General features: G+C 58.4%; 18 protein-coding genes, 1 tRNA gene and 4 pseudogenes. 6 read left to right on the forward strand and 17 right to left on the reverse strand.

Features of this window, described 5'->3' with window-relative positions:
* Positions 1-140: 140 nt before the first annotated feature.
* From AC1MDT_RS13910 to tssA, 12 genes are all read right to left on the reverse strand, one after another.
* Entirely contained in the window at positions 141-2,072 is a 1,932-nt protein-coding gene (locus AC1MDT_RS13910; protein ID WP_480422563.1) for a type VI secretion system Vgr family protein, read from the reverse strand.
* 48 nt (positions 2,073-2,120) lie between these two features.
* A complete protein-coding gene (locus AC1MDT_RS13915) occupies positions 2,121-2,492 on the reverse strand; it encodes a DUF4280 domain-containing protein (protein WP_480422786.1) in 372 nt (123 codons plus the stop codon).
* A gap of 72 nt (positions 2,493-2,564) precedes the next feature.
* On the reverse strand, positions 2,565-4,040 hold the full coding sequence (locus tag AC1MDT_RS13920) for a hypothetical protein (protein WP_480422564.1): 1,476 nt from the start codon (positions 4,038-4,040) through the stop codon (positions 2,565-2,567).
* Between the two features lie 53 nt (positions 4,041-4,093).
* On the reverse strand, positions 4,094-6,814 hold the full coding sequence (tssH, locus tag AC1MDT_RS13925; protein WP_480422565.1) for a type VI secretion system ATPase TssH: 2,721 nt from the start codon (positions 6,812-6,814) through the stop codon (positions 4,094-4,096).
* 31 nt (positions 6,815-6,845) lie between these two features.
* Complete coding sequence (gene tssG, locus AC1MDT_RS13930) at positions 6,846-7,877, reverse strand: type VI secretion system baseplate subunit TssG (RefSeq protein ID WP_480422566.1); 1,032 nt, start codon at positions 7,875-7,877, stop codon at positions 6,846-6,848.
* Positions 7,862-9,736 carry a type VI secretion system baseplate subunit TssF gene (tssF, locus tag AC1MDT_RS13935; protein WP_480422567.1) on the reverse strand — a complete coding sequence of 625 codons (1,875 nt, stop codon included), beginning with the start codon at positions 9,734-9,736 and terminating at the stop codon, positions 7,862-7,864. Before tssF ends, tssG begins: the two co-directional genes overlap by 16 nt.
* Entirely contained in the window at positions 9,733-10,245 is a 513-nt protein-coding gene (gene tssE / locus AC1MDT_RS13940; protein ID WP_480422568.1) for a type VI secretion system baseplate subunit TssE, read from the reverse strand. Before tssE ends, tssF begins: the two co-directional genes overlap by 4 nt.
* A complete protein-coding gene (locus AC1MDT_RS13945; protein WP_480422569.1) occupies positions 10,238-11,056 on the reverse strand; it encodes a type VI secretion system accessory protein TagJ in 819 nt (272 codons plus the stop codon). The genes tssE and AC1MDT_RS13945 overlap by 8 nt, the downstream gene beginning before the upstream one ends.
* Before the next feature lie 58 nt (positions 11,057-11,114).
* Positions 11,115-11,606 (reverse strand): Hcp family type VI secretion system effector, encoded by a 492-nt coding sequence (locus AC1MDT_RS13950; protein WP_480422570.1) that lies wholly within the window; start codon positions 11,604-11,606, stop codon positions 11,115-11,117.
* A gap of 87 nt (positions 11,607-11,693) precedes the next feature.
* On the reverse strand, positions 11,694-13,181 hold the full coding sequence (tssC, locus tag AC1MDT_RS13955) for a type VI secretion system contractile sheath large subunit (protein ID WP_480422571.1): 1,488 nt from the start codon (positions 13,179-13,181) through the stop codon (positions 11,694-11,696).
* Between the two features lie 24 nt (positions 13,182-13,205).
* Entirely contained in the window at positions 13,206-13,706 is a 501-nt protein-coding gene (gene tssB, locus AC1MDT_RS13960; protein ID WP_480422572.1) for a type VI secretion system contractile sheath small subunit, read from the reverse strand.
* A gap of 36 nt (positions 13,707-13,742) precedes the next feature.
* A complete protein-coding gene (gene tssA, locus AC1MDT_RS13965) occupies positions 13,743-14,798 on the reverse strand; it encodes a type VI secretion system protein TssA (protein WP_480422573.1) in 1,056 nt (351 codons plus the stop codon).
* Between the two features lie 584 nt (positions 14,799-15,382).
* On the opposite strand from tssA, the gene AC1MDT_RS13970 reads away from it, so the two are divergent.
* The 3 genes from AC1MDT_RS13970 to AC1MDT_RS13980 all read left to right on the forward strand — a co-directional run bounded on the left by AC1MDT_RS13970 (position 15,383) and on the right by AC1MDT_RS13980 (position 16,843).
* The gene (locus AC1MDT_RS13970) at positions 15,383-16,234 is read left to right on the forward strand and encodes a helix-turn-helix domain-containing protein (protein WP_480422574.1); all 852 of its coding nucleotides are present in this window, start codon (positions 15,383-15,385) and stop codon (positions 16,232-16,234) included.
* Between the two features lie 217 nt (positions 16,235-16,451).
* Positions 16,452-16,517 carry an OprD family outer membrane porin gene (locus AC1MDT_RS13975; RefSeq protein ID WP_480422788.1) on the forward strand — a complete coding sequence of 22 codons (66 nt, stop codon included), beginning with the start codon at positions 16,452-16,454 and terminating at the stop codon, positions 16,515-16,517.
* A 59-nt stretch (positions 16,518-16,576) separates the two neighbouring features.
* Positions 16,577-16,843 carry a hypothetical protein gene (locus AC1MDT_RS13980; protein ID WP_480422575.1) on the forward strand — a complete coding sequence of 89 codons (267 nt, stop codon included), beginning with the start codon at positions 16,577-16,579 and terminating at the stop codon, positions 16,841-16,843.
* A 104-nt stretch (positions 16,844-16,947) separates the two neighbouring features.
* Here AC1MDT_RS13980 and AC1MDT_RS13985 read toward each other — a convergent pair.
* Positions 16,948-17,037, reverse strand: a tRNA-Ser gene (locus AC1MDT_RS13985).
* 668 nt (positions 17,038-17,705) lie between these two features.
* On the opposite strand from AC1MDT_RS13985, the gene AC1MDT_RS13990 reads away from it, so the two are divergent.
* Positions 17,706-18,614, forward strand: a complete 909-nt coding sequence (locus AC1MDT_RS13990; protein WP_480422576.1) for a hypothetical protein — start codon at positions 17,706-17,708, stop codon at positions 18,612-18,614.
* A gap of 218 nt (positions 18,615-18,832) precedes the next feature.
* Here AC1MDT_RS13990 and AC1MDT_RS13995 read toward each other — a convergent pair whose 3' ends face one another.
* The 4 genes and pseudogenes from AC1MDT_RS13995 to AC1MDT_RS14010 all read right to left on the reverse strand — a co-directional run.
* On the reverse strand, positions 18,833-19,501 hold the full coding sequence (locus AC1MDT_RS13995) for a flavodoxin family protein (protein ID WP_480422577.1): 669 nt from the start codon (positions 19,499-19,501) through the stop codon (positions 18,833-18,835).
* A gap of 1,044 nt (positions 19,502-20,545) precedes the next feature.
* Positions 20,546-20,937 (reverse strand): annotated as a pseudogene (locus AC1MDT_RS14000) (hypothetical protein); the annotation flags it as partial.
* Positions 20,922-21,398, reverse strand: a pseudogene (locus AC1MDT_RS14005) (hypothetical protein); the annotation flags it as partial. The pseudogenes AC1MDT_RS14000 and AC1MDT_RS14005, both read right to left, overlap by 16 nt.
* 132 nt (positions 21,399-21,530) lie before the next feature.
* Positions 21,531-21,962: pseudogene (locus AC1MDT_RS14010) on the reverse strand (GPO family capsid scaffolding protein); the annotation flags it as partial.
* Positions 21,963-22,046: 84 nt separating this feature from the next.
* On the opposite strand from AC1MDT_RS14010, the pseudogene AC1MDT_RS14015 reads away from it, so the two are divergent.
* A pseudogene (locus AC1MDT_RS14015) lies at positions 22,047-23,084 on the forward strand (phage terminase large subunit family protein); the annotation flags it as partial.
* Entirely contained in the window at positions 23,020-23,853 is an 834-nt protein-coding gene (locus tag AC1MDT_RS14020) for a phage portal protein (protein WP_480422579.1), read from the forward strand. The pseudogene AC1MDT_RS14015 and the gene AC1MDT_RS14020, both read left to right, overlap by 65 nt.
* Positions 23,854-23,942: the final 89 nt, after the last annotated feature.

Here is a 23,942-nt window from a genome sequence, read left to right on the forward strand (position 1 = left end):
ACGCAAGAGAGGGGCGCCCAGCGACGGGGTTGAAGACATTGCCTCGTACGCCGCCAAGGGGCGGCGTAAAGGGGTTAAGGACTCATGGCCAAAAGCCAAGGGGTCAGCCACGACCCTTGCGGCGCACAGGATAGCAGCCATCAGTTGATATCCACCATGGCGCCCTTGATGATCATATTGCCGGTGGATTCCATATCGATCATCATTGACTTGATGGTGATTTTTTCAGGCTCGATCTTGATGCTGCTGCTACCGACTTTCAGCTCGATCGACGTTGTTGCGCTGATGACGATGGTGCTGCTGACGGTTATTTTCTGGTCGCCCGAGACGGTCACTTTCTGGTCACCGGAGACAGCGGTTTTCTGGTCACCCTCGACGGTGATCTTCTGGTCGCCCGAGATCGTCATCTTCTGGTCTTCGGTGACGGTCATTATTTGATTGCGCGACACGGTCATGGTCTGGTCACGGGAGACAGTGGTCTTCTGGTCCTGACCTACCGTATGGGTATCGTCGTTCTTGATATCGCGGGTGAAGTCCTTTTCGGCGTGCATGTAGACTTCTTCGGCGCCGGCCTTGTCCTCGAAACGCAATTCGTTGAAACCGGTGCTCTTGGGTGTGGAGCGGGTCTTGACGCCGCTCTGGGTCTGGTTGGCGGGCAGCGCGTAAGGAGACACGGCGTCGGAGTTGTAGACGCAGCCGGTAATCAGCGGACGGTCGGGGTCGCCTTCCAGGAAACTGACCACCACTTCCATGCCCACTCGTGGCACGAACAAGCCGCCCCAGCCTTTGCCAGCCCAGCTCTGGGCGACCCGTACCCAGCAGGAGCTGGTTTCGTCGTTTTTGCCCAGACGGTCCCAGTGGAACTGCACCTTGATGCGGCCGTAGCTATCGGTCCAGATCTCCTCGCCACTCTTGCCCACTACGATGGCGGTCTGCGGCCCCCGAACCACGGGCTTGGCGATGGTGCATTCGGGGCGATAGGCGTGGTCCTTGCCGATGGCGGTGAATTGGCAGTCGAACTCGAGGTCCTTGGCGTTGCTATCGGTGCCATAGCCCGAGGTGTGCAGGCTGTACTGGGCCGAGGTGAGTAAATATCCCTGGTTGTACTGCTCGCGAGGATGCTCGCTCAGGGTGAACAAACCGCCCGGAAACAAGCCACGGGCATTGCTCCTGGCTGTGACCACCTCGCTTTGCCCATGGACCCGTTCCATGCGGGCCAGGGCCAGGTCGCCGCCGTCGGTGGCAGTGTTGTATTTGCCCGGGTAGTCGAAAAGTTCGAATGCGGGCACGTCGAAGCCCGATGCCAGCGGCGCCCTGCTGAGCAGGCCCTGGTTGCTGCTGGCCGAGGCCTTTTCATAGTCGAAGTCGTTGAGCGTGTAGCTGCTGGCCTGGATCTCGCCTGCCACCGCCCAGGCTCCGACGGTTTCTCCAGTCCCGGCATTGCCCTGGCGGGTACCGACAAACTCGAGGCTCTGGTAACCACCAATCGGCTCATGGGCGGTGTAGGAGTCGGCCAGCATCAGGGTGTGGCGGTCCTTCTGGTGGGTGAAGAAGAAGTAGATGCCGGCATCTTCGAGCAAGCGGCAGACGAAATCGAAATCGGTTTCGCGGTATTGCACGCAATACGTCAGCTTGGGGTACTGGCCGCTAAGCAGTGAGTCGGACAACAGGCTCAGGCCGGCGTAGACATCGTCGTTGCATACCTGCCGGACGATTTCCGGGACGCTCATGTCCTGGAATATCCGGCAGTTCGATGAGCGTTTCAGCAACCACAGCCAGGGGTGTACCACGGCCTCGTAGCTGACAAAATCGCCCTCCCAACCGGTACAGGCAAAGCGCGTGACGATGCCGTGAAAGTAGCGCGTGCCCTCCTCCAGCAATGCCACGTTGACCACCAGTGGTTTGCCCAACAACGCCTTGGGGCTTACTTCTCCGTTCTTGCTCAGCAACTGCACGCGAAACTCAGACAGACGCCCGAGCTGCTCGGTCCCGCTCATGGAGTGGAACAACAGCTCGTCCTTGCCCAGGGCGGTGATAACACTGACCTGACGGTTGTCTTGGGTAGCAGTCATAAAGCTCTCTGTGGTGCGCTCGGGTACAGTGGAAATATGGGTGCCCGGCTACGGGATCATGGTCTTGACGGTGGCCGAAGTAACAAAACTGATCTCCCCGCCATAAATGCACTTGCAGGTGGAGACATCGTCCAGTGCCGGGAACTTGGCGATATTCACCGTCGCCGCGCCTGGCGACCAAGGCGCGGGTGTCGCCGGCAAGCAAGGCATAGGCGTCATCGCGCCCATGGCCGCCGCGGTAGCCATTGCCACCATCGGATTGCCGGAACAGCAGCACATCCCGAACGGCAGGATATTCACCAATGGAATGTGATCCATGATGTTCGCCGCAGGCGGGCCTTCGGCGTTCACCCGGTTGATGGGCAGCACCACCAGCGCCGAGGGTGCGGCGCCGTAGGTGCATTTCATCTGGGCGCCCATGGAGACTTGTTTGGGCAATCACGCTCTCCTTAAATCACATCGCGGACTAGGAACCCCGGATCAAAACCACGGTTACGCAGCACCTGGGAAAAGGCGCTGGATGATTTTCTTTTCTTCGCTGCCGGCAAGACAGTTGATCACCCGGATAGCCGTGCTCTGTGGCGCAATCACGCCATATTCGCTGGCGTTGGAAATAAGGGATTTGGCGACTTTATCTTGGGATTCAAACTTGATTTCATAGGCGCTCAGATATCTGGAGCTGTAGGGCATCAAGTGCTCATCGAGAAATTTCACACCCGCATCAAATTGCCCCGCTGTCGTGGGCACGCCGCTGGCGTTAAACATATTCAACCAGACCATTTTGCTGCCGCAACAACCGCTATTGAGCGCCAGCATGGCGACGACCGGAACATCGCTGACATAGGATTTGAACCAAGTATTGAAATCCTGTGCCCGAGCATGAAAAGGCTCAGGTTGTTCGCGCTCAGCCCACAACTGTTTGGCATCGGCAATAAAAGCTTTCAGGCGGGATTTCTGCCAGGCATTCAGCAGAATCTTGTAAATTTTCTCAAGGACGTCGGCGATCGTATTGGCCAATGAACCGAGGCCGGGAATGAAGCCGATGCCGCCTTTGACTGCCGTCAACAGGCCCTCGCCAATACTGCGGTTCATCGCATTCTTGATCGCTACTACAATGGTTGCCGGGGTGCCAGCCGAAATATCGACGTTCTTTTCAGCCTCCCACGCCTTATAGCGCGCATAGCCGCCGGTCACCGCCTCCACAACACCTTTAGCCACTTGCTCAATAGGTCCAAGGCTCTTGGATATGTTGAAAATCTTGGCCATCAACTTCTTCAATATCTTGAAGATGATCATGGGCAGCCCACTAGTGTTCATGTTGGTGTCAGTGTTCTCGCGAACATACTCCGCTACTTTTTCAAAGCCTTTCTGTGGGTAGCCTTTTATCGATTCCCAGCTGACTGCGTTGCGACCTTTTTCTATCGCCTTGCGGATGGAGTCGCGGATGCCGTTGCAAAATTTGACCAACGAATCCCAGATCTTCTGATACCAACTACTCTCTTCTGCACCCTTAAGCGCCGGCTCCTTGACGTCCTCGGGTTCCGGCTCCTCGCCCACGATAGTGGTTCTTGAAAACAGCCAGATAATGCCCAGGCGGCTATGAATATGATCAGCTTCCATGAAGCCGCTGCGCCCATAAGCTGCATCGGACGCCCGAGGGTTCGGAATCTTGGGCATCATGAAGCCGTGCCAGACATCAAGGGTGTCGTGCAGATCGACCATCGTGCCACTTTTGTTGCGTGCCTGTTTTTGCCAGCCCACGTGCTCACCTTCATAAGCATCCAGGGCAATGCGCATCTTGTTCAATACATTTTTGCGGTCAAATCCTGGCGTGGAAGTTTCGTATCGCTTGATCAGCGCATCGATGGCCTGCAGCTTTTCCCCTCGGGGAGCGAACGTGCCGGCATCGGTGTTTTTCTTCCACTCCTCAAACTTCGGAACGGGTTTGATTTCGTTCGCAGTTTTCATACTTGATCCCCAAAAAACAATGTGCGCTTGACCGGTAACTGGAACACAACCAATCACTCAAAGCTGTAGGCAAATTTTGCGTTATCGACGCTGACTGTGACCTGAGCAACAGCGGCGCCCTCCATCATCCGCACCAGGAATTCCCGACTGATATCCGGCAACATCGTATTGGTCAGAATCGCATCAATCATCCGCCCACCCGACTCCGCCTCGGTGCAGCGCGACACCACCAACTTGACCACCGCCTCTGTATATTGGAACGGGATCTTGTAGCGGGCTTCGACGCGTTTCTTGATTCGGTTGAGTTGCAACTTGACGATTTCGCCCAGCATGGCGTCCGACAGCGGGTAGTAAGGAATTGCCACCAGGCGACCCAACAGCGCAGGCGGGAATACCTTGAGCAGCGGTGCGCGCAGGGCCTTCGCCATGCCTTCAGGGTCGGGCATCAGCTCCGGGTCCTTGCACAACCCGGCGATCAGGTCTGTGCCGGCGTTAGAGGTAAGGATGATCAGGGTGTTCTTGAAGTCGATGAAGCGCCCTTCCCCATCTTCCATCGAGCCCTTGTCGAACACCTGGAAGAACATTTCGTGTACGTCCGGGTGAGCCTTCTCGACTTCATCCAGCAACACCACCGAGTACGGCTTGCGGCGCACAGCTTCGGTCAGCACACCGCCTTCGCCGTATCCGACGTAACCGGGTGGCGCGCCCTTGAGCGATGACACGCTGTGGGCTTCCTGGTATTCGCTCATGTTGATGGTGATCAGATTCTGCTCGCCACCGTACAGCGCCTCGGCCAAAGCCAGTGCAGTTTCGGTCTTGCCCACGCCCGAGGTACCGGCCAACAGGAACACGCCAACCGGCTTGTTCGGATTGTCCAGGCCAGCGCGGGAGGTCTGGATACGCTTGGCGATCATCTCCATGGCATGGTCCTGGCCGATCACGCGTTTGCTCAACAGCGAGGCGACATTGAGGATGGTTTCCATCTCATTGCGCGCCATGCGCCCGACCGGGATGCCGGTCCAGTCGCCGACGACTGCGGCCACGGCCTGGTAGTCTACGGTCGGCAGAATCAGCGGGGTTTCCCCCTGCAAGGCACTGAGGCTGGCCTGCACCGTCTGCAACTGCTGCATCAGCACTGCACGCTGCTCTGGCGCAAGAACGTCAGCCGGGGCGACAGCGGTCGCGGCAGCTTCCAGATTGCTGCCGGTGACGTCGACCGGCTGTGTGCCGTCGCGAAGTTGGGCGCGCAGTGCCAGCAGTTGGTCAACCAGCCCACGCTCGTCGCTCCAACGAGCTTCAAGGCCTGCAAGGCGCCCACGCTCCTGCACCAGCAATTGATGGGTATCGGCGGCACGCTTGGCAATATCAATGCCGATCGCGCCTTCGCGCTTGATGATCTGCAGTTCGGTTTCCAGCGCCTCGATACGCTTGCGGCTGTCGTCCACCTCGGCCGGCGTAGCGTGCAGGCTGACCGCCACTCGGGCGCAGGCGGTGTCGATCAGGCTGACCGACTTGTCGGGTAATTGCCGCGCCGGAATGTAGCGGTGCGACAGCCTTACCGCGGCCTCCAGCGCTTCGTCGAGGATTTGTACCTTGTGGTGTTTTTCCATGGTCGAGGCTACGCCGCGCATCATCAGGATCGCCCGCTCTTCGCTCGGCTCGTCGACCTGGATGCTCTGGAAACGACGGGTCAGGGCCGGGTCTTTCTCGATGTACTTCTTGTACTCGGCAAACGTGGTGGCGCCGATGGTACGCAAGGTGCCACGAGCCAGTGCCGGCTTGAGCAGGTTGGCGGCGTCACCAGTACCGGCCGTGCCTCCGGCGCCGACCAGCGTATGGGTTTCGTCGATGAACAGGATGATCGGCCTGGCGCTGGCCTGCACCTCATCGATCACCGAACGCAGGCGCTGTTCGAACTCGCCTTTCATGCTCGCGCCCGCCTGCAACAGGCCAACGTCCAGGGTCAGCAGTTGCACGTCTTTCAGGCTCGGCGGCACGTCGCCACGGGCGATGCGCTGCGCGAAACCTTCGACCACCGCGGTTTTGCCGACGCCGGCCTCCCCGATCATGATCGGGTTGTTCTGCCGGCGACGCATGAGGATGTCGACCATCTGGCGAATCTCATCATCGCGGCCGACGATCGGGTCCATCTTGCCGCTGCGCGCTTGCTCGGTCAGGTCGACGGTGAATTTCTTCAGCGCTTCCTGCTTGCCCATGGCGGCCGGGGCAATGGCGCCGCTGGCTTCACCCGGTGCCGCCCCACCACCGCTGAAACCGTCGGTGGCGACCATGTGTGCTTCGGGCGAGGTATCCAGCAGGCTGGCGAAGTTGTCGCTCAGATGCTCGATTTTGATCTTGTCGAACTGCTTGGACATGCCCACCAGCACGTTACGCAGCGCAGGCGTCTTGAGTAGGCCGATGATCAGGTGGCCTGAGCGTACTTGCGACTCGCCGAACATCAAGGTGCCATACACCCATGCGCGCTCGACGGCTGATTCCAGCTGAGAGGACAGGTCGGTAATAGAGGTTGAGCCGCGCGGCAGGCGGTCAAGGGCGGCCTGCAAGTCAGCGGCCACAGCGCTCGGGTCAAGTTCGTATTGCTTGATGATGCGCGCCAGGTCAGAGTCCTGCAGTTGCAGGATCTGATGCAGCCAGTGCACCAGTTCCACATAGGGATTGCCGCGCAGCTTGCAGAAAACCGTGCTGCTCTCGATGGCCCTGTAGCACAGGCTGTTGAGCTTTCCAAACAACGCGACACGACTGATATCGGCCATGGGATTTCCTTAGGGGTGGGGTGCAGGCGGCCTATGCGCGAGCTTGGTTCAAGTGGCTGTCGATCACGCTGCGGTTGATCAGCATCTGCGAGCAGTCGGCTGTTGGCGTTTTGCTGATCAATCGTGTAGTCCATCCCAGCCGCACACCGCTGCCCAGTTTCAGCGGTGGTATCTGCTGGCCGTGCAGGAGCAAACGCACGTCCCAGTCGAGGGTCAGGCCGACGTAGTTCTTTACCCAGGCCAGCAGCCGCCTGAGGCTGTCGCCCCCAGGCATGAAGCGCTGGTAGTCGTCATAGCCCATGGGGCCGATGACAATGCGAAACTTGTTTTGGCAATCCCATACGCTGCGTCCCAGCACCATTGAGGTGCCCAGCCGATTGCCCTGCTCTGTCGCACCGATACGGCTCTGAATTTCGGCAGGCAGGCGCATCCAATGGCCGACGAACTGCTCGATGTGCAGAGGCAGGCGAAAGTACTCGCGCAGGATGGTTGCCAGCCCCGACGCCGGACGCGACTTATTGGCCAGCAGGCCGGCGAAATGCAGCTTGGCGAAGTCGCCGATCTCGTCGCGCTCGCGCAATGCGGGCGTACCGATGCCGAACAGGCTGCCAACGAACACCGAGAAGTGATCGCCGTCCTCGCGGTCGAGATTGATAGCCGGCTCGGCGGCGGCGCGGGCGCGATAAAACAATGACACCATGCGGTGATGAAACACGTCGAGAAAAGCCAGCAAGGTACCGTCGCCGCCATTGCGCAGACGGTCGCGAACGTACTCGGTGAGGTGAATCGGCAGTGGCCCGTTGGCCCCCAGCAAGCCCATGAAATTCACCGCCAGGCGCGCGCGCGATTCGGCGCCGGCGGCGCGATAACTCTCCAGCGCGCTGGCATGGAAGATCAATGCCGGATCCTGGCCGAAACGCACGGCCTCGTCGCGCGGGCGCAGGGCCGTGCCGATACGAGGCAAGTGCGGATGGGCATTCTCGATCAAGCGCAGCACTTGAAAGAAATCCATGCGCGCGGCCTTGGCTTCCAGTTGTACGTCCAGCGTTAGAGAATCGCGCATTGCCCGCTCCTTGCCGGCCAGCGCATGATCTCGCCGCGGCCGAGGGTCTTGATGACGGTCTCGGTGAACGAGTTGACCGACACGTACTGCGCGAAGAAGTGCGCAAGCACTGCCCCCAGCACGAAGGCGCCGGTACCTTCGAAGGCCGCATCGTCCAAGGTGACGGTAATCTGCAAGCCTCGGCCGAAAGTGATCGGCCCTGGCGATGGCATGCGCCGGGTGATCGCTGCAGAACTCACCGAGCGCACTCCTTCGATCTGACGCTGAGCGCCCAGGTCGCCGGGGTGGCAATACAGGGTCAGCATCTCCCGCAAGGCTACCGCTCCTTGCTGCGGATCGCTGTCGAGCAGGCTCAGGTAGTTGAGCGACAAGTGATTGAGCAAGCGCCACGCCATGCTGCCTTCGGCGAATGAGGGATAGGGCTGACTGGGCGCGGTCACACATCGCGCGGCAAGCAACGGCGCTCCCGAGTCGACGATGAAATCGGTCTTGCCCACGCCCAAGGTCATCGCCAGGGGCAGATCGCGGTTAGTACACCAGACCGACAGGCCCAACTGGCGCAGTTCATTGCTGTAAGGAGCTTGCGCAGCGTCGACGATCGAGATAAACGTCTCACTCCCCAAGTAACTGGAGCGCGGCCCGTCACGGCGCTGGCGCTGGGAGATGACCCGCTGCTCGCGGCGAATCTGGTAGAAGGCCTTGCCTTGGTGATAGCCGCCCAGATCCTTGGCGTTGTAAAACGCCTCGAACACTTGCTCGGAGTCCGGACCGCTGCCGTAGCCAGTCACCGATTCGATCTGGAACACCTCGTAATCCATCGGCCGGGTGCGGTCCGGCAGCACGTGGTGTTCGAACTGTTCGTCGCTGATATTGATGCGGTCAGCGCGGCGCTTGAACAGGTTGACCACCGGCGAGCAATTGAGTGCGAAGTTGCCGCCGTCCAGCGACTTTTCCAGCACCGCATCGCCGCTGCGCAACAACAAGGTGATTTCTACCTCGGTGTCCGGGCACTTCGACAGGGCCGCTTGTAAACCACTGAGCTCGATGAAGTTGAAACGCGGCGCGAAGGCGAAGTATTCCTGCAGCAAACGATAGCCCTGGAACGTCCGTTTACCACTGGGCAGCAGTGCTTGCGCTTCGTCGAAGCCCTGGGCCTGCACACAGGTTTTCGGGAGCAGCCGGTGCCAGGCCGCTGGGCGACTGACCGGCGTCACCAGCACCCCCTCGATGCTGCCCAGAAGCTTCTCGTAGATTCGCACGGGCATGTCGTCGCTGCCGCGCAGGTGCAGGCTCAAACGGTCCAGCGCCAGGTCCTTGAAGGCCATGCCGCTGGTACGCAGGCGCAGGCGGATGCCGGCCTTGACGGTTGCAGGCAACTGCACCTCCAGCCCAGCCTGAGTGCCGGCGTGGGTGAAGCAACGCGCCTCGATCAGTTCTATCGGCCACAGCGTCACGGGGTGAGCGCTGCGGTATTCGCACGCGGTGTTCTCGCCCTTGCCCAGGACGCTGCGCAGGGCAGTGTCACGCGGCACCACGAAGCCTTGTTTGAGGCTGGGGTTGGTCAGGTCCGGCTGCAACTGCACCACCGCCATCGACGGCGTTGGTGCCAAGAAGTGCGGATAAACCAGTTCCGACAGGTGCTGGGTAAACTGCGGAAATTGCGCGTCGATCTTCATCTGCACCCGCGCGGCGAGGAAACTAAAGCCCTCCAGCAGGCGTTCGACATAAGGGTCTGTGCATTCGAAACTGTCCAGGCCCAGACGCCCGGCGATCTTCGGGTACTCGTTGGCAAATTCGCCGCCCACTTCCCGCAGGTGCTGCAATTCCTGGCTGTAGTAGCGCAAAAAACGCGGGTTCATGATGCGCTCCGGGCGGTGTTTTCAACCAGCGACACGGTGGCGCTTTCCAGGTCGAGTTCGGTCTTGAGGTACAAACGCTCCGGATACGGCTGTGCCCACAAGTCGGCCTCGATTTCGAAGGTCAGCTTGTTGTGGTCCAGCCCCCCTACAGCGACCGCCTTGACCACCACCGAAGCACGGATCAGGCGCGGCTCGAAATCCCAGATGGCCTGGCGGATGCTGCGTTCGAGTTGACCGACATTGAGGTTTGATACCGACACACCGGAGATGTCCGGAATACCGTAATTGACTACGGAACCGCTGACGTGGCTCAACTTGCTTTGACCCGCCACCGAGAACAGATTGGTCGTATTGAGCAGCCAGCCGAGGTCGCGCAGCACGGCTTGGCGCAAACTGCGAAATGACAGCACGCGGCGGTCGCGCGACTCGTCGGCCAGTTGTGGCTCGTCGTCGGTCAGGCGGTCGAGCAGCGATGGCTGCAGCCGCTCACGTTGGGCCAGTTCAGCCATGGTGGGCGACAAGCTCCGCAGCGGCGGCTGGGCGGGCGTCGAACTCGATCACGCGCACATCCATCAGCGGAAAATCGCCACCCTCCGTAACCAGCATGCGCTGGCCCAGGCCATTGCCGCTGGTTGTGTCCCACTCGGTCAGGCGCCCGAGCAACAGCATGTCGCTGTTTTGCTCCAGAGTGCCCTGATACCGGGTCGGAATCAGGCCGACGGTCTGTGCTTCGTTAGTCCAGGTGAACGACGCCGGGGTCCACACGCGGTCGCGCAGGTCCACCGGCCCATCCAGTTCGATTCGACTAATGCGCTCCATGGGCACCCAGAAATAACGGCCGTTGATCACCACTTCCAGCACCGGGCCCAAGCGCGGGTCGGCATCTGCAAGCCATTCGAAGCGCTGGCCATCGATGCTGCCGCCGCTGGCCTGGGCATCTGCGAACGCAGCATCACGAACCGACGCGGCGCTGGCGCTATCGCCGGCGGCGTCGAACTTCAGGCTTTGCAGCAGTTGCACTAGCCATGGTTGAGGTTCGCCAAAAATCAACGGGGCACGGGTGCCGCCGAAAATGTCGGCACGTAGCGCTTCGCACTGGATGGCTTCGCGGTAGGTCTGCACCATGGGCAGTGCCGCGGCGTCCAATTCGCCGACCACATTGAGTTGGGTCAGCGCGCGGTTCCATTGCCCCATCACGGCGAGCAACTGGAACAGGAAAATTCGGTGTTTCGCATTCGACGGGTCCTGACGAACCTGGCTTTGCAACGCGGCCAGCGCATCGCCCAGCTTGCCTTCATTGATCAATGCTTGCGGATTCATGAGGTGTCCCGTTGGCGAAATAAAAAAGGCGGCCGTCAGGAGGCCGCCCTGAAGCACGTTACATTGCGACGTTGCCAGTGATGTCCCAGGCGAAGTCCTTGACCGCGCCAGCGCCACCTTTGCTGGTTTGCGGCACGTATGAGTACTTGACCTTGGCGAAGTTGAGCGTGACGTTCTCGGTCAGACGATCTTCACCACCGCTACCGCCGGTAGAAACCGACGTCACCATCACTTCACTGAGGGTCACTTCCAGGTACTTCTGCTGACCTTCACCGGCCTTGCGTACCAGCAGCACAACGGTAGGAATGTGCGTGCCCTTGGCCAAGGCGATCATCAGGGCGTTACTCGACGAGTCGATGTACTTGGTGAAAGACAGGTCCTGGAAGTTGGCTTTACCCGCGCCGCCACCGCTACCCATGTGGGTAGTGCCGGACTGGGACATGCCCCAGCTCCAGGCCAGGACGTCGATGTCACCTTTTTTGCCCTGTACGCTATCGGCCGATTCACCTTTGATGTTGTCGCCCATGTTGATGAACATATCTAAAGCCATTTCTTTCTCCTGTGATGCCGGGCCGATGCCGACAGACGATGTACTAGCGGGCAAGTGACCTTGCCCGCCTGAGACGGGTAGTGAGGATTAGCCTTTGGCTGACGGCAGCGTGGAGACCAGGCGCAGGGAAACGGTCAGGCCTTCGAGCTGGTAGTGTGGGCGCAGGAAGAACTTGGAGGTGTAATAGCCAGGGTTACCCGGCACTTCTTCGAGTATCACTTCGGCGGCGGCCAGTGGCTTGCGAGCCTTGGTCCCTTCGCTGGAGTTGGTCGGATCACCGTCGACGTACTGAGTGATCCAGTTGGTCAGCCAGCGCTCCATGTCATCACGTTCTTTGAACGAGCCGACCTTATCGCGCACGATGCACTTGAGGTAGTGAGCGAAGCGGCAAGTGGCAAACAGGTACGGCAAGCGGGCGGCCAGATTGGCGTTGGCGCTAGCGTCCGGATCGTCGTACTCGGCCGGTTTGTGCAGCGACTGTGCGCCGATGAACGCGGCGAAGTCGGTATTTTTCTTGTGTACCAGCGGCATGAAGCCATTGGCTGCCAGTTCCGCCTCACGACGGTCGGAGATGGCGATCTCGGTCGGGCATTGCATGGCCACGCCGCCGTCATCGGTCGGAAAACTGTGCACCGGCAGGCCTTCGACGGCGCCGCCGGACTCGATCCCGCGAATGCGCGAGCACCAACCGTATTCCTTGAAGGAGCGGTTGATGTTAACGGCCATGGCGTAAGCGGCGTTGCTCCAGGTGTAGTTTTTGCTGTCAGCTGCCGAGGTGTCTTCTTCGAAATCGAAGGCTTCAACCGGATCAGTCTTGGCGCCGTACGGCTGGCGTGCCAAGAAACGCGGCATGGCCAGGCCCACGTAGCGCGAATCTTCAGACTCACGGAAAGAACGCCAGGCGGCGTGTTCCGGGGTCTGGAAAATCTTGGTCAGGTCGCGCGGGTTAGACAGTTCCTGCCACGATTCCATCAGCATGACCGAAGGGGCCGCTGCCGAGATGAAGGGCGCGTGGGCCGCCGCAGCGATTTTGGCCATGCTGGTCAGCAGATCGACATCCGGCGCGCTGTTGTCGAAGTAATAGTCCGCCACGATCGACCCGAACGGCTCGCCACCAAACTGGCCGAACTCTTCTTCATACATTTTCTTGAAGATCGGGCTCTGGTCCCAGGCAGTACCCTTGAATTTTTTCAGAGTCTTGCCCAGGTCGTTCTTCGAGATGTTCATCACACGGACTTTCAGCGTTTCGTCAGTCTCGGTGTTGTTGACGAGGTAGTGGAGGCCGCGCCAGGCACTTTCCACAGACTGGAACTCGGGGGTGTGCAGGATCAGGTTGATCTGCTCGGTGAGCTTCTTGTCCAGTTCGGCGATCAAGCCTTCGATGGTCGACAGCACATCGTTGGAGACTACGTTAGCGCCTTCCAATGCCTGCTGGGCCAGAGTACGCACAGCGTTCTCGACGGCTTCCTTGGCTTTGTCCGATTGCGGCTTGAATTCTTTCTGCAGCAAGCTGCCGAAGTCGCTCACTTCGAGCGTTGCAGTACCCTGCTGCAGTTCTTTATCTAATTGAGTCATGATCGATATCCCCGACTACCCAGATTATTCTTGCGGCTTTGGAGCCGAGGTCAGCGCCTGCATCAGGGCCGGTTCGCTGAGCAGCTTGGCGATCAACTCTTCAGCGCCTGTTTTGCCGTCCATGTAAGTCATCAGGTTCGACAACTGACCGCGGGCTTCGAGCAGCGCATTCAGCGGTGCGACCTTGCGAGCGATGGCGGCAGGGGTGAAATCGTCCATGCTTTCGAAGGTCATTTCGACGGCGAGATTGCCTTCGCCTGTCAAGGTATTAGGGACCTGCACCGCTACACGCGGCTTCATCGACTTGAGGCGTTCGTCGAAGTTGTCGACGTCGATTTCCAGGAACTTGCGGTCGGCAACCGGCGCCAGCGGATCGGCAGGCTGGCCCGACAGGTCGGCCATGACACCCATCACGAACGGCAGCTGGATCTTCTTCTCGGCGCCATAGACTTCGACGTCGTATTCGATCTGTACGCGGGGTGCGCGGTTACGCGCGATAAACTTCTGGCTACTTTCTTTGGCCACGATTGTCACCTCGATTATTGGAATACAGTTGCCGCATCAGTCGTATTGCGAACCTTCTGGATTGCCCTGAAATACCATCACCTGCTGCATGCCGTCAGGGGCAAGATCTTCCATGATCTCCATAAAGCTTTTAGGCACCAGGCGCTTGGCCCTGTCGAGCAGCATCGGCACCGGACTCGAGGGTTCGTATTGCGCGTAGTACTTGAGGATTTTGTCGAGCATGCGTACCACGTCGTCGCGGCTGGCGACTTCACTGCTGATCGGTGCTACGCGGGCCACCGCACGACTGCTGTCCGCTTCTGAGCCGGCATCGACCTCCCCCTGCTCTATCACGCCATCGGCCGCATCAGGCTCAGGTGCTTGCTCGAGCAGGAATCCATGGGAACGCTGCAACAGGCGCAACAGTGGTGAAAGGTTGAGCGCCTGGGCATTGCCAACCTCGCGCACCAGCAGTGTCTCGATCGCATCGACACTCTTGTGGGCACGGTCCAACGCAACGATGGTCTGTTTCAGCAAGGATTCGTCGACGTCATTCAGGGCCGCTTGCAGTGAGGCAACGGCAATTTTCTCCTCGCCTTCGCCTGCAGGTGTTTCGCCGTTGGCGACTTCAAGCCCATGAACGGTCAGCGGCCCGAAGCCTGGCAGGACGACCAGCGCGGTGGTCTTGATGTCTTGGATGACTCCAGTGGCGTCGGTCAAGGCGGCCAGCGAGTTGATCCGCAGCGTAGGGTCCATATCATCATCGGCATCCAGCTCGGGATGCACGGTATCCCAGCGCTCTTCGAGCAAGCGCTCGATCAGATACAAACCATCGGCCAAGCCCGAGATGCCATGGATGAACAGGTTGGCGCGCAATAAGAACATCGCCGGCCGCAGGTCACGACTGCGCTCTAGCAACTCGAGAGACAATTTTCTGACGACTTTCCAGTCAGGCGGTACCGCTTCGGTAATGGTGTCGCCGTATTGGACTTCAGGCTTGCCCTGAGCAACCCGCTCCAGCTCTAAGAACTGAGGGTCATATTCAAGGTTCGGACCACAAGGTGAACTTGAGTCCAGCTCATTCAGCAAGCCTTCGATTTCAAATGTACTCATCGGGCGACATAATTCCGAAAAACTGCAACGACCACTAAAAAATGCCTGCGCATCAATCACCTACGCGAAGCTATGTCTAATTATTTTTATAGCTCTCGCGGAGTCTATCCGAGCTTTATTGGTGCGCTTGACACTGCGTTGCAGTTTTTGAACTTTTTTCAAAGGGCTTCGTGCCGACATTACGGCGCCAATTATCAGGCAGTAAAACCATCGAAGAATAAGTTGCTTGAACGCGTTACAGCGTTGCCATATTCGCCCGGTGTTGATTTGTATTGGCATGATCCGTGCTGATGTTCGGGACGCCGTCAAAGAAGCCCCCCTATTCGTTGACGCAAATCTCTTATTCTGGTCGCCATAATTTGATGAATACCTTTCGGCGCGCCGTATCGGCTGAAACAGCAGCACTGCCCCACAACGCAAATCCACCCGTGATCAATCCTCATAACCAGCACCATTACGGGACTAACCTGGCAAATACGTTCACCCAGAACATTCTCCCCCTAGGGATATCCAGCCACGGGCCGCGACCTGCGGGGAAACTATGGGCCAACGTTTGCGATAGCCCCCTGCGGCTACGTCGCTCAATGGCACATATCGCGACGGATATCCGGCGCGATTACGTATTCCAGATCTACACCCAGGGCGGCATCGAATCGATCGAGGGGATAGGCTTCAAGCTGCGCGAAGCGGCACTGGCGCCTATCGTCGCGCTGGACATGGGCCAGCCCGTTACCCTGCAATGCACGGTTTGCCAAGTCTTGACCTTGAGTGCCCCACGAGAGTTGGTGGAAGCCACCCTCCCCCACGCCGAAGCACTGCATGGCTGCGTACTCGACATCGATGCGCGGCCTAGCCAGCGCCTGATCGAACACGCCAGGACGCTATCGACCGCCCTGCCAAAACTGTCGGTAGCGCAGACAGCCGCCGCCTTTGAGCACAGCCTGCGCCTACTGCTCGCGGCCTTCGGTAAACAGGGGCTCGTGTACGGCAACAGCCGCGCCGCCGGACGCTGCCGCATGTTCGGCGAAGCGCGGCGCTATGTGCAGGCCCATCTGCACCAACCCTGGTTAACGCCCGAGAGTTTAATGAAAGCTCTGCAACTGCCTAGGGCGACACTCTATCGGCTGTTCGAGCATGAGGGTGGCTTGGCCACTTACATCCGCACATGCCGATTACGCGAGGCTGGCGATCAGTTGGTCCGCCATCCCTGCCGTCAAGTCACCGAAATAGCCTACGGGCTTGGATTCAACAGCGCGTCGGACTTCACTCGGGCGTTTCGCCGCGGACATGGCGTGTCTCCGCAAGATCATCGCCAAGTAGCCCTGCAGTATCTGCGTGAACGTCATAACGAGCACTGGGTAACCGAGCGAGTCGCGCAGCCCTATAACTATCCATCGAACGTGGTGGAAGCAGGTGTTTATCGCTATTTTCAGTGACCAGCGAAAAGCTCTGGCGCTAGCGGGGATTCCAGCACGGCCGATATCATCCGCGATACGAACATGGGTGTGGATCAGCAGATACAGGGACTTGCATGCTCGACGAGTTATAATTTTGCCGACAGCGGCTTTCTAGCCGTCCTGATTTTGGCGGCCCCACGGGCACTCAACAACGGCACTTACTTCCACTTTGTACAGGCCGCTAGACTCCGGACATTTGCGTTACGACTACGACTTCGCCGCCGCAGGCCTACCCGGTTTGACCTTCATGACGGAAGTCTGACTTCCCACTGCGAAGGTCGATGCTAGACCGTCGCTTTCCCACCCGAAGCTACCCATCGCATGAGGCAGAAAGCGGACGATGATCAGCACGCCCATCTGCTGGATGAGCTCTATCACGGCGCTTATGACTTGGCGATCGGGATCAAAGAGCAGCTTTTCCATGCCAACGACGTTCCGTTTGAATCAATGTATTTCGTCATAATCCCTAGACCTTTGACGTTTCGCTATACACCGATTGCGCTGCTTGCCCTGCCCAGGCGTGAACTGATTAGAGGCGAGCCAGGCGACGCACCTCTGCATTCAATGCAATTAAAGGTAGCAGAGTAAAATCGCGCAAAAAGAGGAGGGGGAGGGGGAGGGGGAACAGATGGAGGAACAAAAACCCCAAAACGCAAAAAGGCCCCATAAAATGGGGCCTTTCAGTACAAATGTGGCGGTGAAGGAGAGATTCGAACTCTCGATACAATTTCTTGTATACACACTTTCCAGGCGTGCTCCTTAAGCCACTCGGACACTTCACCGTATCTCGTCAAACATATTCAGTCTGTCGAGGCGCGCTAATGTAGTCGAAAGCTTTTCTGATGGCAAACTTTTTTTTGAGAATTTTCATGCGGTTAGCGATTTAGTCGTTCCGGCGGATTCCGGGCCATGGCGAACCTGCCAATCTCTGGCTTCGCGTGCCCTTCTATATAGAGGGGAATGCGCGGCTGACGTGGCGGGTTACCCCTGGCAAGCGGTGAAAGTGTGACTGACGGGTCAGTCACGGCGCTTTACCTGGCCTACGGCGGTGGGTAACGTCTGCCCTACTTTACTGAAAGGAATAGCGTCATGAGTGAGTTGATTTCCTATCAACCCTCAGCATCAGCCATCGCTGGGCGAAGCCGTATATTCTGAGGGCCACGGAATATTGGCTGTCTATTTCTGAATAAATGATCGAGCGGCGTGGACAAAATGTGGACACTTAGCGCCCGACGGCTAGTGCCTATTCGTCGTCCAGCTCTTCAGGGCGAAACCGCCCGTCCAGCCGTACCGATACCCCATACGGACTAATACTCCCTACCATCGTTCCGTAGGGCTCCTTCCAAGGCCGACGCTGCAATACACTTTCTTTCGGTACGCTGACACACCTAGGCGTTCCGTAAAGATCAAGTCAGATAGCCGCTTTTCGCTAATGCGCACGCAGTGCGACGTGCTGGGCGCGCTTTGCCTTAACTCCGCTCGCTCTATGGGTGGCGGCAATTCGAAGCTCCTCCGGCTTTTCCGGCTGCAGCAGCCTGCGAAGTTTGCGAAGTTTGCGTCCATCTTTGGCGCAAAGGACATTGTCGCCTACGGCCTTGACGAGCATATGCGTCGTGTCTTGCAGGACGACGACGAATTTCGTACCGCAGTATTGACGTTGCTGGCCAACGGTTATCGATTGTCGCTTGGCGAACGACGACTCGAGCTGAACATGGGCGGCAAGGTGCCGAACAACCTGCGGGAATCCCTGTCGGATAATCTGGCGGTAGCGGCGGCTCGCCTTGAAGCCTTAACGGGCGGTGTGGTCAATTCGGAGGCCAGCGTTAGTCGTATTTGCACACCTTGGTTCGTGGCCTCAATCCTATCCGCTATTGCCTTCTTGGGCAGCCAACTGGTTTCAGGCCATTCTCTGTCCGCGTTTTCGCGTCTGCCGGCAATTGTCGCCGGAACGGTGCTCTTTTCGGCGGGAGTGATTTTTGCCCTGCGCGCATCCCTGAAAAAATATGCACTTGCAGGAGCGACCGCGTCCTGGATTTTGATGTTGGGTATCTTCAGTTCGGTGTTCTTCAGTGCCGCCGTATGTACTCTTTTGAACGACTACTTGGGAGTATGGGTATTGCCCGCTCAATCCCTCGTGGTCGACGGAACAGTACATATTACGCACGGGAGAGGCGGGTCCTGCTCGCTTGTCCTCAACAATTCGACTCCTGTTTTACTGGACGGCAAACGGGTCCGAACATTACCGATGCCTTGCTCGCTTGCCGATCGGAACAACAATTCTTCTGAGTACCGCTACGAGGTTCAAATCAATCCCGGGCTGCTAGGGTCTGCTTTCGTGCAGTCGTTTTCGTTACAGTGATTATTTCGATTAGCAAAAAAAGGTGACATGACCGGCAGAGAACGGCCAATAACGGCCGATCGTGTTGAAAAAATCGAACCGAGTTGACATCCCAAGGCGCGACCGATGCGAACTGTTAAAGAAACGCCTAAATGGATACGTTCACGCAAGTCCCACCGCTGCCAAAACTTTCACAGACAACCAAATGCATCGCCAACTTCTTCTAGCATTCGGGGTGATCATACGTTGCTCACCTCAGCGAGCCGATCTGCCAGACCGTTCGCGAACGCCCGCGCCTGCCCGACATAGCTGGGCGGCAGAGTTGCTGGCGGAATCTTTACTCCCAAGTAGCGATTCTTGGTGACACCCGTCGAGAGAAAGCTGAGCAGCGCCAGCATCGAATCGACTGGGCCACCGCCAGCAGTGAAGTGGCTGCCATCCACGTATTTGCCGCCTCGTTTGACGCCGAGCCGTTTCAGGATTTTCAAGTCATCTCGCCAATAGCGGTGGGCCACTGCAACGGCGGCAAAGCGCTTTCCGGCAAGCAGTGTCCCAGCGACGTCGGACTCGAGAAACGATCGAATCGGCATGCAGGGGTGCAGCCACCAAGTCGGCGATGCGATGCAAACCAGGTCGAAGTGGCTGTCGCGAGCCTCATCCGGGATAATGATCTGACCGGTCACACCCCGTAGTTGCGGGAGGATCATGCCGAAAATGTCGCGGTACACATGGCGCAGAGGAAAGCTGGAGAACCGGCCCGCGTACCGGGGGTCCGTGAACTCTAACCTGGCCAGTCGCACCTCGCAGCCTCGTTCGCGCAGAGCATCTGCCATGACCTCGACCACCTGCCGCGTCTGCTGGCTGTACGTGTAGTAAACAAACAGGACCGCCTTTCCTGCAAGATTCATATTGATTGCTCCGGGCTCGCGCCGCAGGTCATTCAACCACAACGCTGGCTATACTATTTCAGCCACTCAAGGAGCGACCGTCGAGGCTTGGAGGGCTAGTTGTTTCCACTTATATTGAAAGCAGAAAGGACGCGGGCGTGAGATTGGCATCGCGACTCCTGCGTGAAGATTTGAGCGTAGCAGTAGATTCTTGGTTGGAGGCCGTGTTGTCTTGCCCGTGTGCTGCGCAAGTGGGGTAGGTGCTTGGCAGCGGCATAAACTTAACGGGGTATAGGTGTCCTGTCTTTCATGGGGCTCGTTCAGTGATGCGCAGAGCCGCTGCACTTCTTTGCAAAACCTTGCACTCCGTGAAATAGCCAGATGCCTCACAGGCCCCGCAGCGGGCTTGGGCGCCGCCTTTATTTGCACCACCACCCTCTTTGCACATAAAAGTGACGCAAAGCCCGTCGGCGGGAGGGGGAAAAGTGCTTTTTCAGATGGTTTTTTCTTGGCGAGCACTTTTTTCGCAGATCCCGCCGTTGAACGGATTTCGACCCTATAACTGACTTGTTAAAGGGCCTCCCTTATTCAAGACTCATGCGCCGATTAATCCTTCTCGTAATCAATCCGCCGACGAATACAATCACCCCCCCCAGATGGGAAACAGGGTCCAATGCAACGTACTGTAAAAGATTTGGTATGACCCGATTCCCATGCCGATAGCAGCAAGAAAAAAACCAATCCCTGCTACAAAATTGCCGTTTCCGGAAGTCATCGCCGCTGACATCAGCAAGTCCAAAACAAAGGCGCATAGTACATGCACGATCATCGCGACAAATGCGCTAGCAAAAAAGGCAGCGACGATCTCCAGTGTCCCCCACCAAGGGCCCTCTCCGAAATCAAACTCAGCGGCTAACCATACCCATGTTGAACGAATATTGAGAGGATACTTTGGGAAACAGAAGCAAGAAATCTCCGCCGCAAGCTAATATCAAGAGTCCGAAAAAAGCACCCTTGGCTCCACTTTCGAAAGCTCAGAGAATGGCGGCATTTTTTTAATCCCATACTGTTATAACAGAGCTGGTCGCCCTTCGGGACTTTCGGCAGGCTCAGGCCATTGGGCAAAATTTGCAGAATGAACGGCTTGTTTGGCAGGCCGTAGGCAAAGCTGACCACCACGGTGGTGCCTTCGCCCGGGAAGCCAAAAAAGCCGGCCTCGTCAGCGCCGGCCGGTACGGGCAACGCCACGCCGAGCAGGTGCGGCAGGCCGGGTCGGGTTCGTCGTCCGGGCCCAACACTTCCAGGTCCACGGCATAGCGCGGGCGAAAGTCATCACACAGCCCACTGTGTGCCGGCGCATCGGAGACGCCCAGCACCCGGGCAAAGCGTGGCAGGTGGTAGTTGCCGGTCAACTCCGGAAAACGGCGCTCGACGATGCGGGTTACGGTTTCTTCCATTTGATGGCCATCTCGGTGCCGGTGAGGATCACGGAAGTGATGCGCTCGCTCTGGTTGATGGTGGCGCCGGGACGTAGGCCCGGGAGTGCGGCGACCGTGGCGCTGCGGTTGCCCTGATAGTTGTCGAACAACTCGACCGGCAGTTGCAGCGGCGGTTTATCGCCCCAGAAACTGTCGGCCCAACTGCCGACATAGACCTCGCCGTCACCCTGCTGATGCCAGATAAAGTCAGGAATCTGGAACACCTGGCCCAGGCTGTCCATGGTCTGAATGCCGGTGGCCAGCGAATAGAAGTACGGCGCCTTGGTCTTGGCGTAATCGGCGTCCGGCACCCGAAAGCGTAACCCGGTGTGCTTGCTGACCTCGAGCAGCACTTCGCTCAGGTTGACGTGGCGCAAGCCCATGGGCAACGGGTGGTGGAGGATGGCAGCGACTTCACGGCAGAGCAGGCTCTGCTCTAGCCTGTTGGTCGGGGCTTCAATGGGAGATGTGGCTGTCGAAGCGCTCACCCCCAGTAGGCTGAACAATCGGGTTAAAAATGACAGCGCGGACTCGTCATCGAGGGTCGCGGGTGTCAGGTCGTCCAGCTGCTCCACGTTGGCAAAGTGATTGCCGGTGCCGGCACGGCGGGAAAAGTGCAAGGGCTCGGTACCGAGGCTGGCCGGTTCGTCGGTGACGGCCATGCCGCAGAGGTAGGCTTTGCCGGTGTCGGCGAAGTTCGGCTGGATCTCCACGCTGCTGAAAATCTTCTGGCCATCCTTGTTCATGGACAGCAGGTACTCGTTCGGCTGGAGTTTGGCGAACAGCGCGATCTTGCCCCCGGCCACGTCTTCGGCTTTCAGCTCGGCGACGGTGCCCATGCTGCCGAAATAACGGATGTGCTCGTACCAGATCGTCGCGGTGTAGGTCGCCGGATCGTAGCTGTCGGCCATGTCACGCAGATCCTGCGCTTCGATGGTGCGACCGTCGGCGGTCTTGCCGCTGGTGGCGACACGTTTCCAGTCAGTGACGAAGGTGCGTGGCATGGGAGAAAGTCGCTCGGTTCGGGTGCAGTTGCCGCCACGATAAGCACCTGAAACACCCGGAACAAACGGTTCCCTTCGCGCCAAGGCGTGCTCTGTCCGGACGGCCAGTGGCGCAAGATCATCACCATTCACGATGCCATCGCCGGCGGCTGCGATCTGTTCGACATCGAGCAGCTGCAACTGGAAAACTCCGACGACCAGTTCGATCAGCTCTATTTGTGCCAGTTCATCGACAGCACGCAGAGCGCGTTCAACCTGACGGACCTGGAGCGCTGCTATTCCGATTTGTCCTTGTGGAAAGACTACGACCCGGACCCGAAGGCCGCGCGGCCGTTCGGCAACAGCCCGGTGTGGGTCGGCTACGACCCGAGCCGCACCCGCGACGACGCCACCTGCGTGGTGGTCGCGCCACCGCTGGAGCTGGGCGGCAAGTTCCGCATCCTGGAGAAGCACAGCTGGGGGGGGCATTCCTTCACCTACCAAGCCGCCCAGGTGAAGAAAATCACCGAGCGCTTCAACGTCCAGCATATTGGGATCGACATCACTGGTGTGGGCTATGGGGTGTTCGACCTGGTGCGCGACTTCTACGCCTGGGCCACGCCAATCCACTACAGCTTGGAAACCAAAAACACCCTGGTCCTCAAAGCCCAGGACACTATTCAAGGGCGGCGGATCGAGTGGGATGCCGGCTGGAACGATATTGCTTCAGCCTTCCTAACCATCAAGCGTGGCGCCACCAGCAGCGGTCAGATCACCTACAGCGCCTCACGCACCGATGCAACAGGTCACGCGGACATCGCCTGGGCGGTGATGCACGCGCTCGCCAATGAACCTCTCAACGTCAACAAAAAGCGGCGCAGCCGCTGGTCAACATTAGAAGGCAGCCATGCAAGAGCCAACACCGCAGGACAAAACCAAGCCCCACAAAGTGCAAGCGTTCAGCTTCGGCGCGCCCGAGTCGGTGCTGGCCAGCAATATGGGCGAGTACCTGGGCGTGTTCGCCAGCAACGACGGGCGGATCTATACACCGCCGGTATCACGCACCGGCCTGGCCAAGTTGCTGCGTGCCAACGCGCACCACGGCACCATCCCGCGCTTCAAGCGCAACCTGTTGCTGCGTGACTTCATCCCGTCGGCTGGGTGCAGTGCGCAGACCATGGGCCGCGCCGCACTGGACTTTATGGTGTTTGGCGATGCGTTTTTTCAGCGCATCCGCAACGTGATCGGCCAGGTGATTGAGTTGCAGCACCTGCCCGCGCTCAACATGCGCCGCAAAGTCGGGGGTGGTTTTGTCATGCTATTGCCGAGCAGTCAGGAACTGCACTTCGAAGAGGATGAAGTGGAGCATGTGATGGATTACGACGTGGAACAAAATATTTATGGCATTCCTGATTACCTGGGCGGGATGCATGCGCTGTTACTGAATGAATCAGCCACCTTGCTTCGTCGGCGTTACTACAACAACGGCGCACATGCCGGCTTTGTTTTTTATACCAATGATCCAAATAAGTCGGACGACGATGAAGCAAAATTAAAGGCTCAAATACAAGGTACAAAAGGTGTGGGCAACTTTCGCTCGATGTTTGTGAATATCCCGGGCGGCACGGATAAGGCGATACAGATTATTCCGATTGGCGACATTGCTACCAAAGATGAATTTGAGCGAATCAAGAATATTACCCGTAATGACGTAATTGCGGCCTGGCGCATGAATCCGGCACTGGCCGGCGTGATGCCGGAGAACGCCGCTGGCTTTGGGGACATCGAAAAGATCGATCGCGTTTATACCAACAATGAGATCCGGCCGATCAGTCAGCTGTTTACGCAGGTGAATGACAGCCTTCGAGCGGATCGGCGGATTGGTTGGCGAGATGCTGTCGTCGCCGAATGAGCTTCCCCACAACCTGTAGTGACTGAATAGTTATCGAAACACTATATGTTGTGTGGCAAAATAACCCCCTACGAGCGCGGTGAAGGTTG

The sequence above is a fragment of the Pseudomonas sp. ASL7 genome (genome assembly GCF_056680375.1).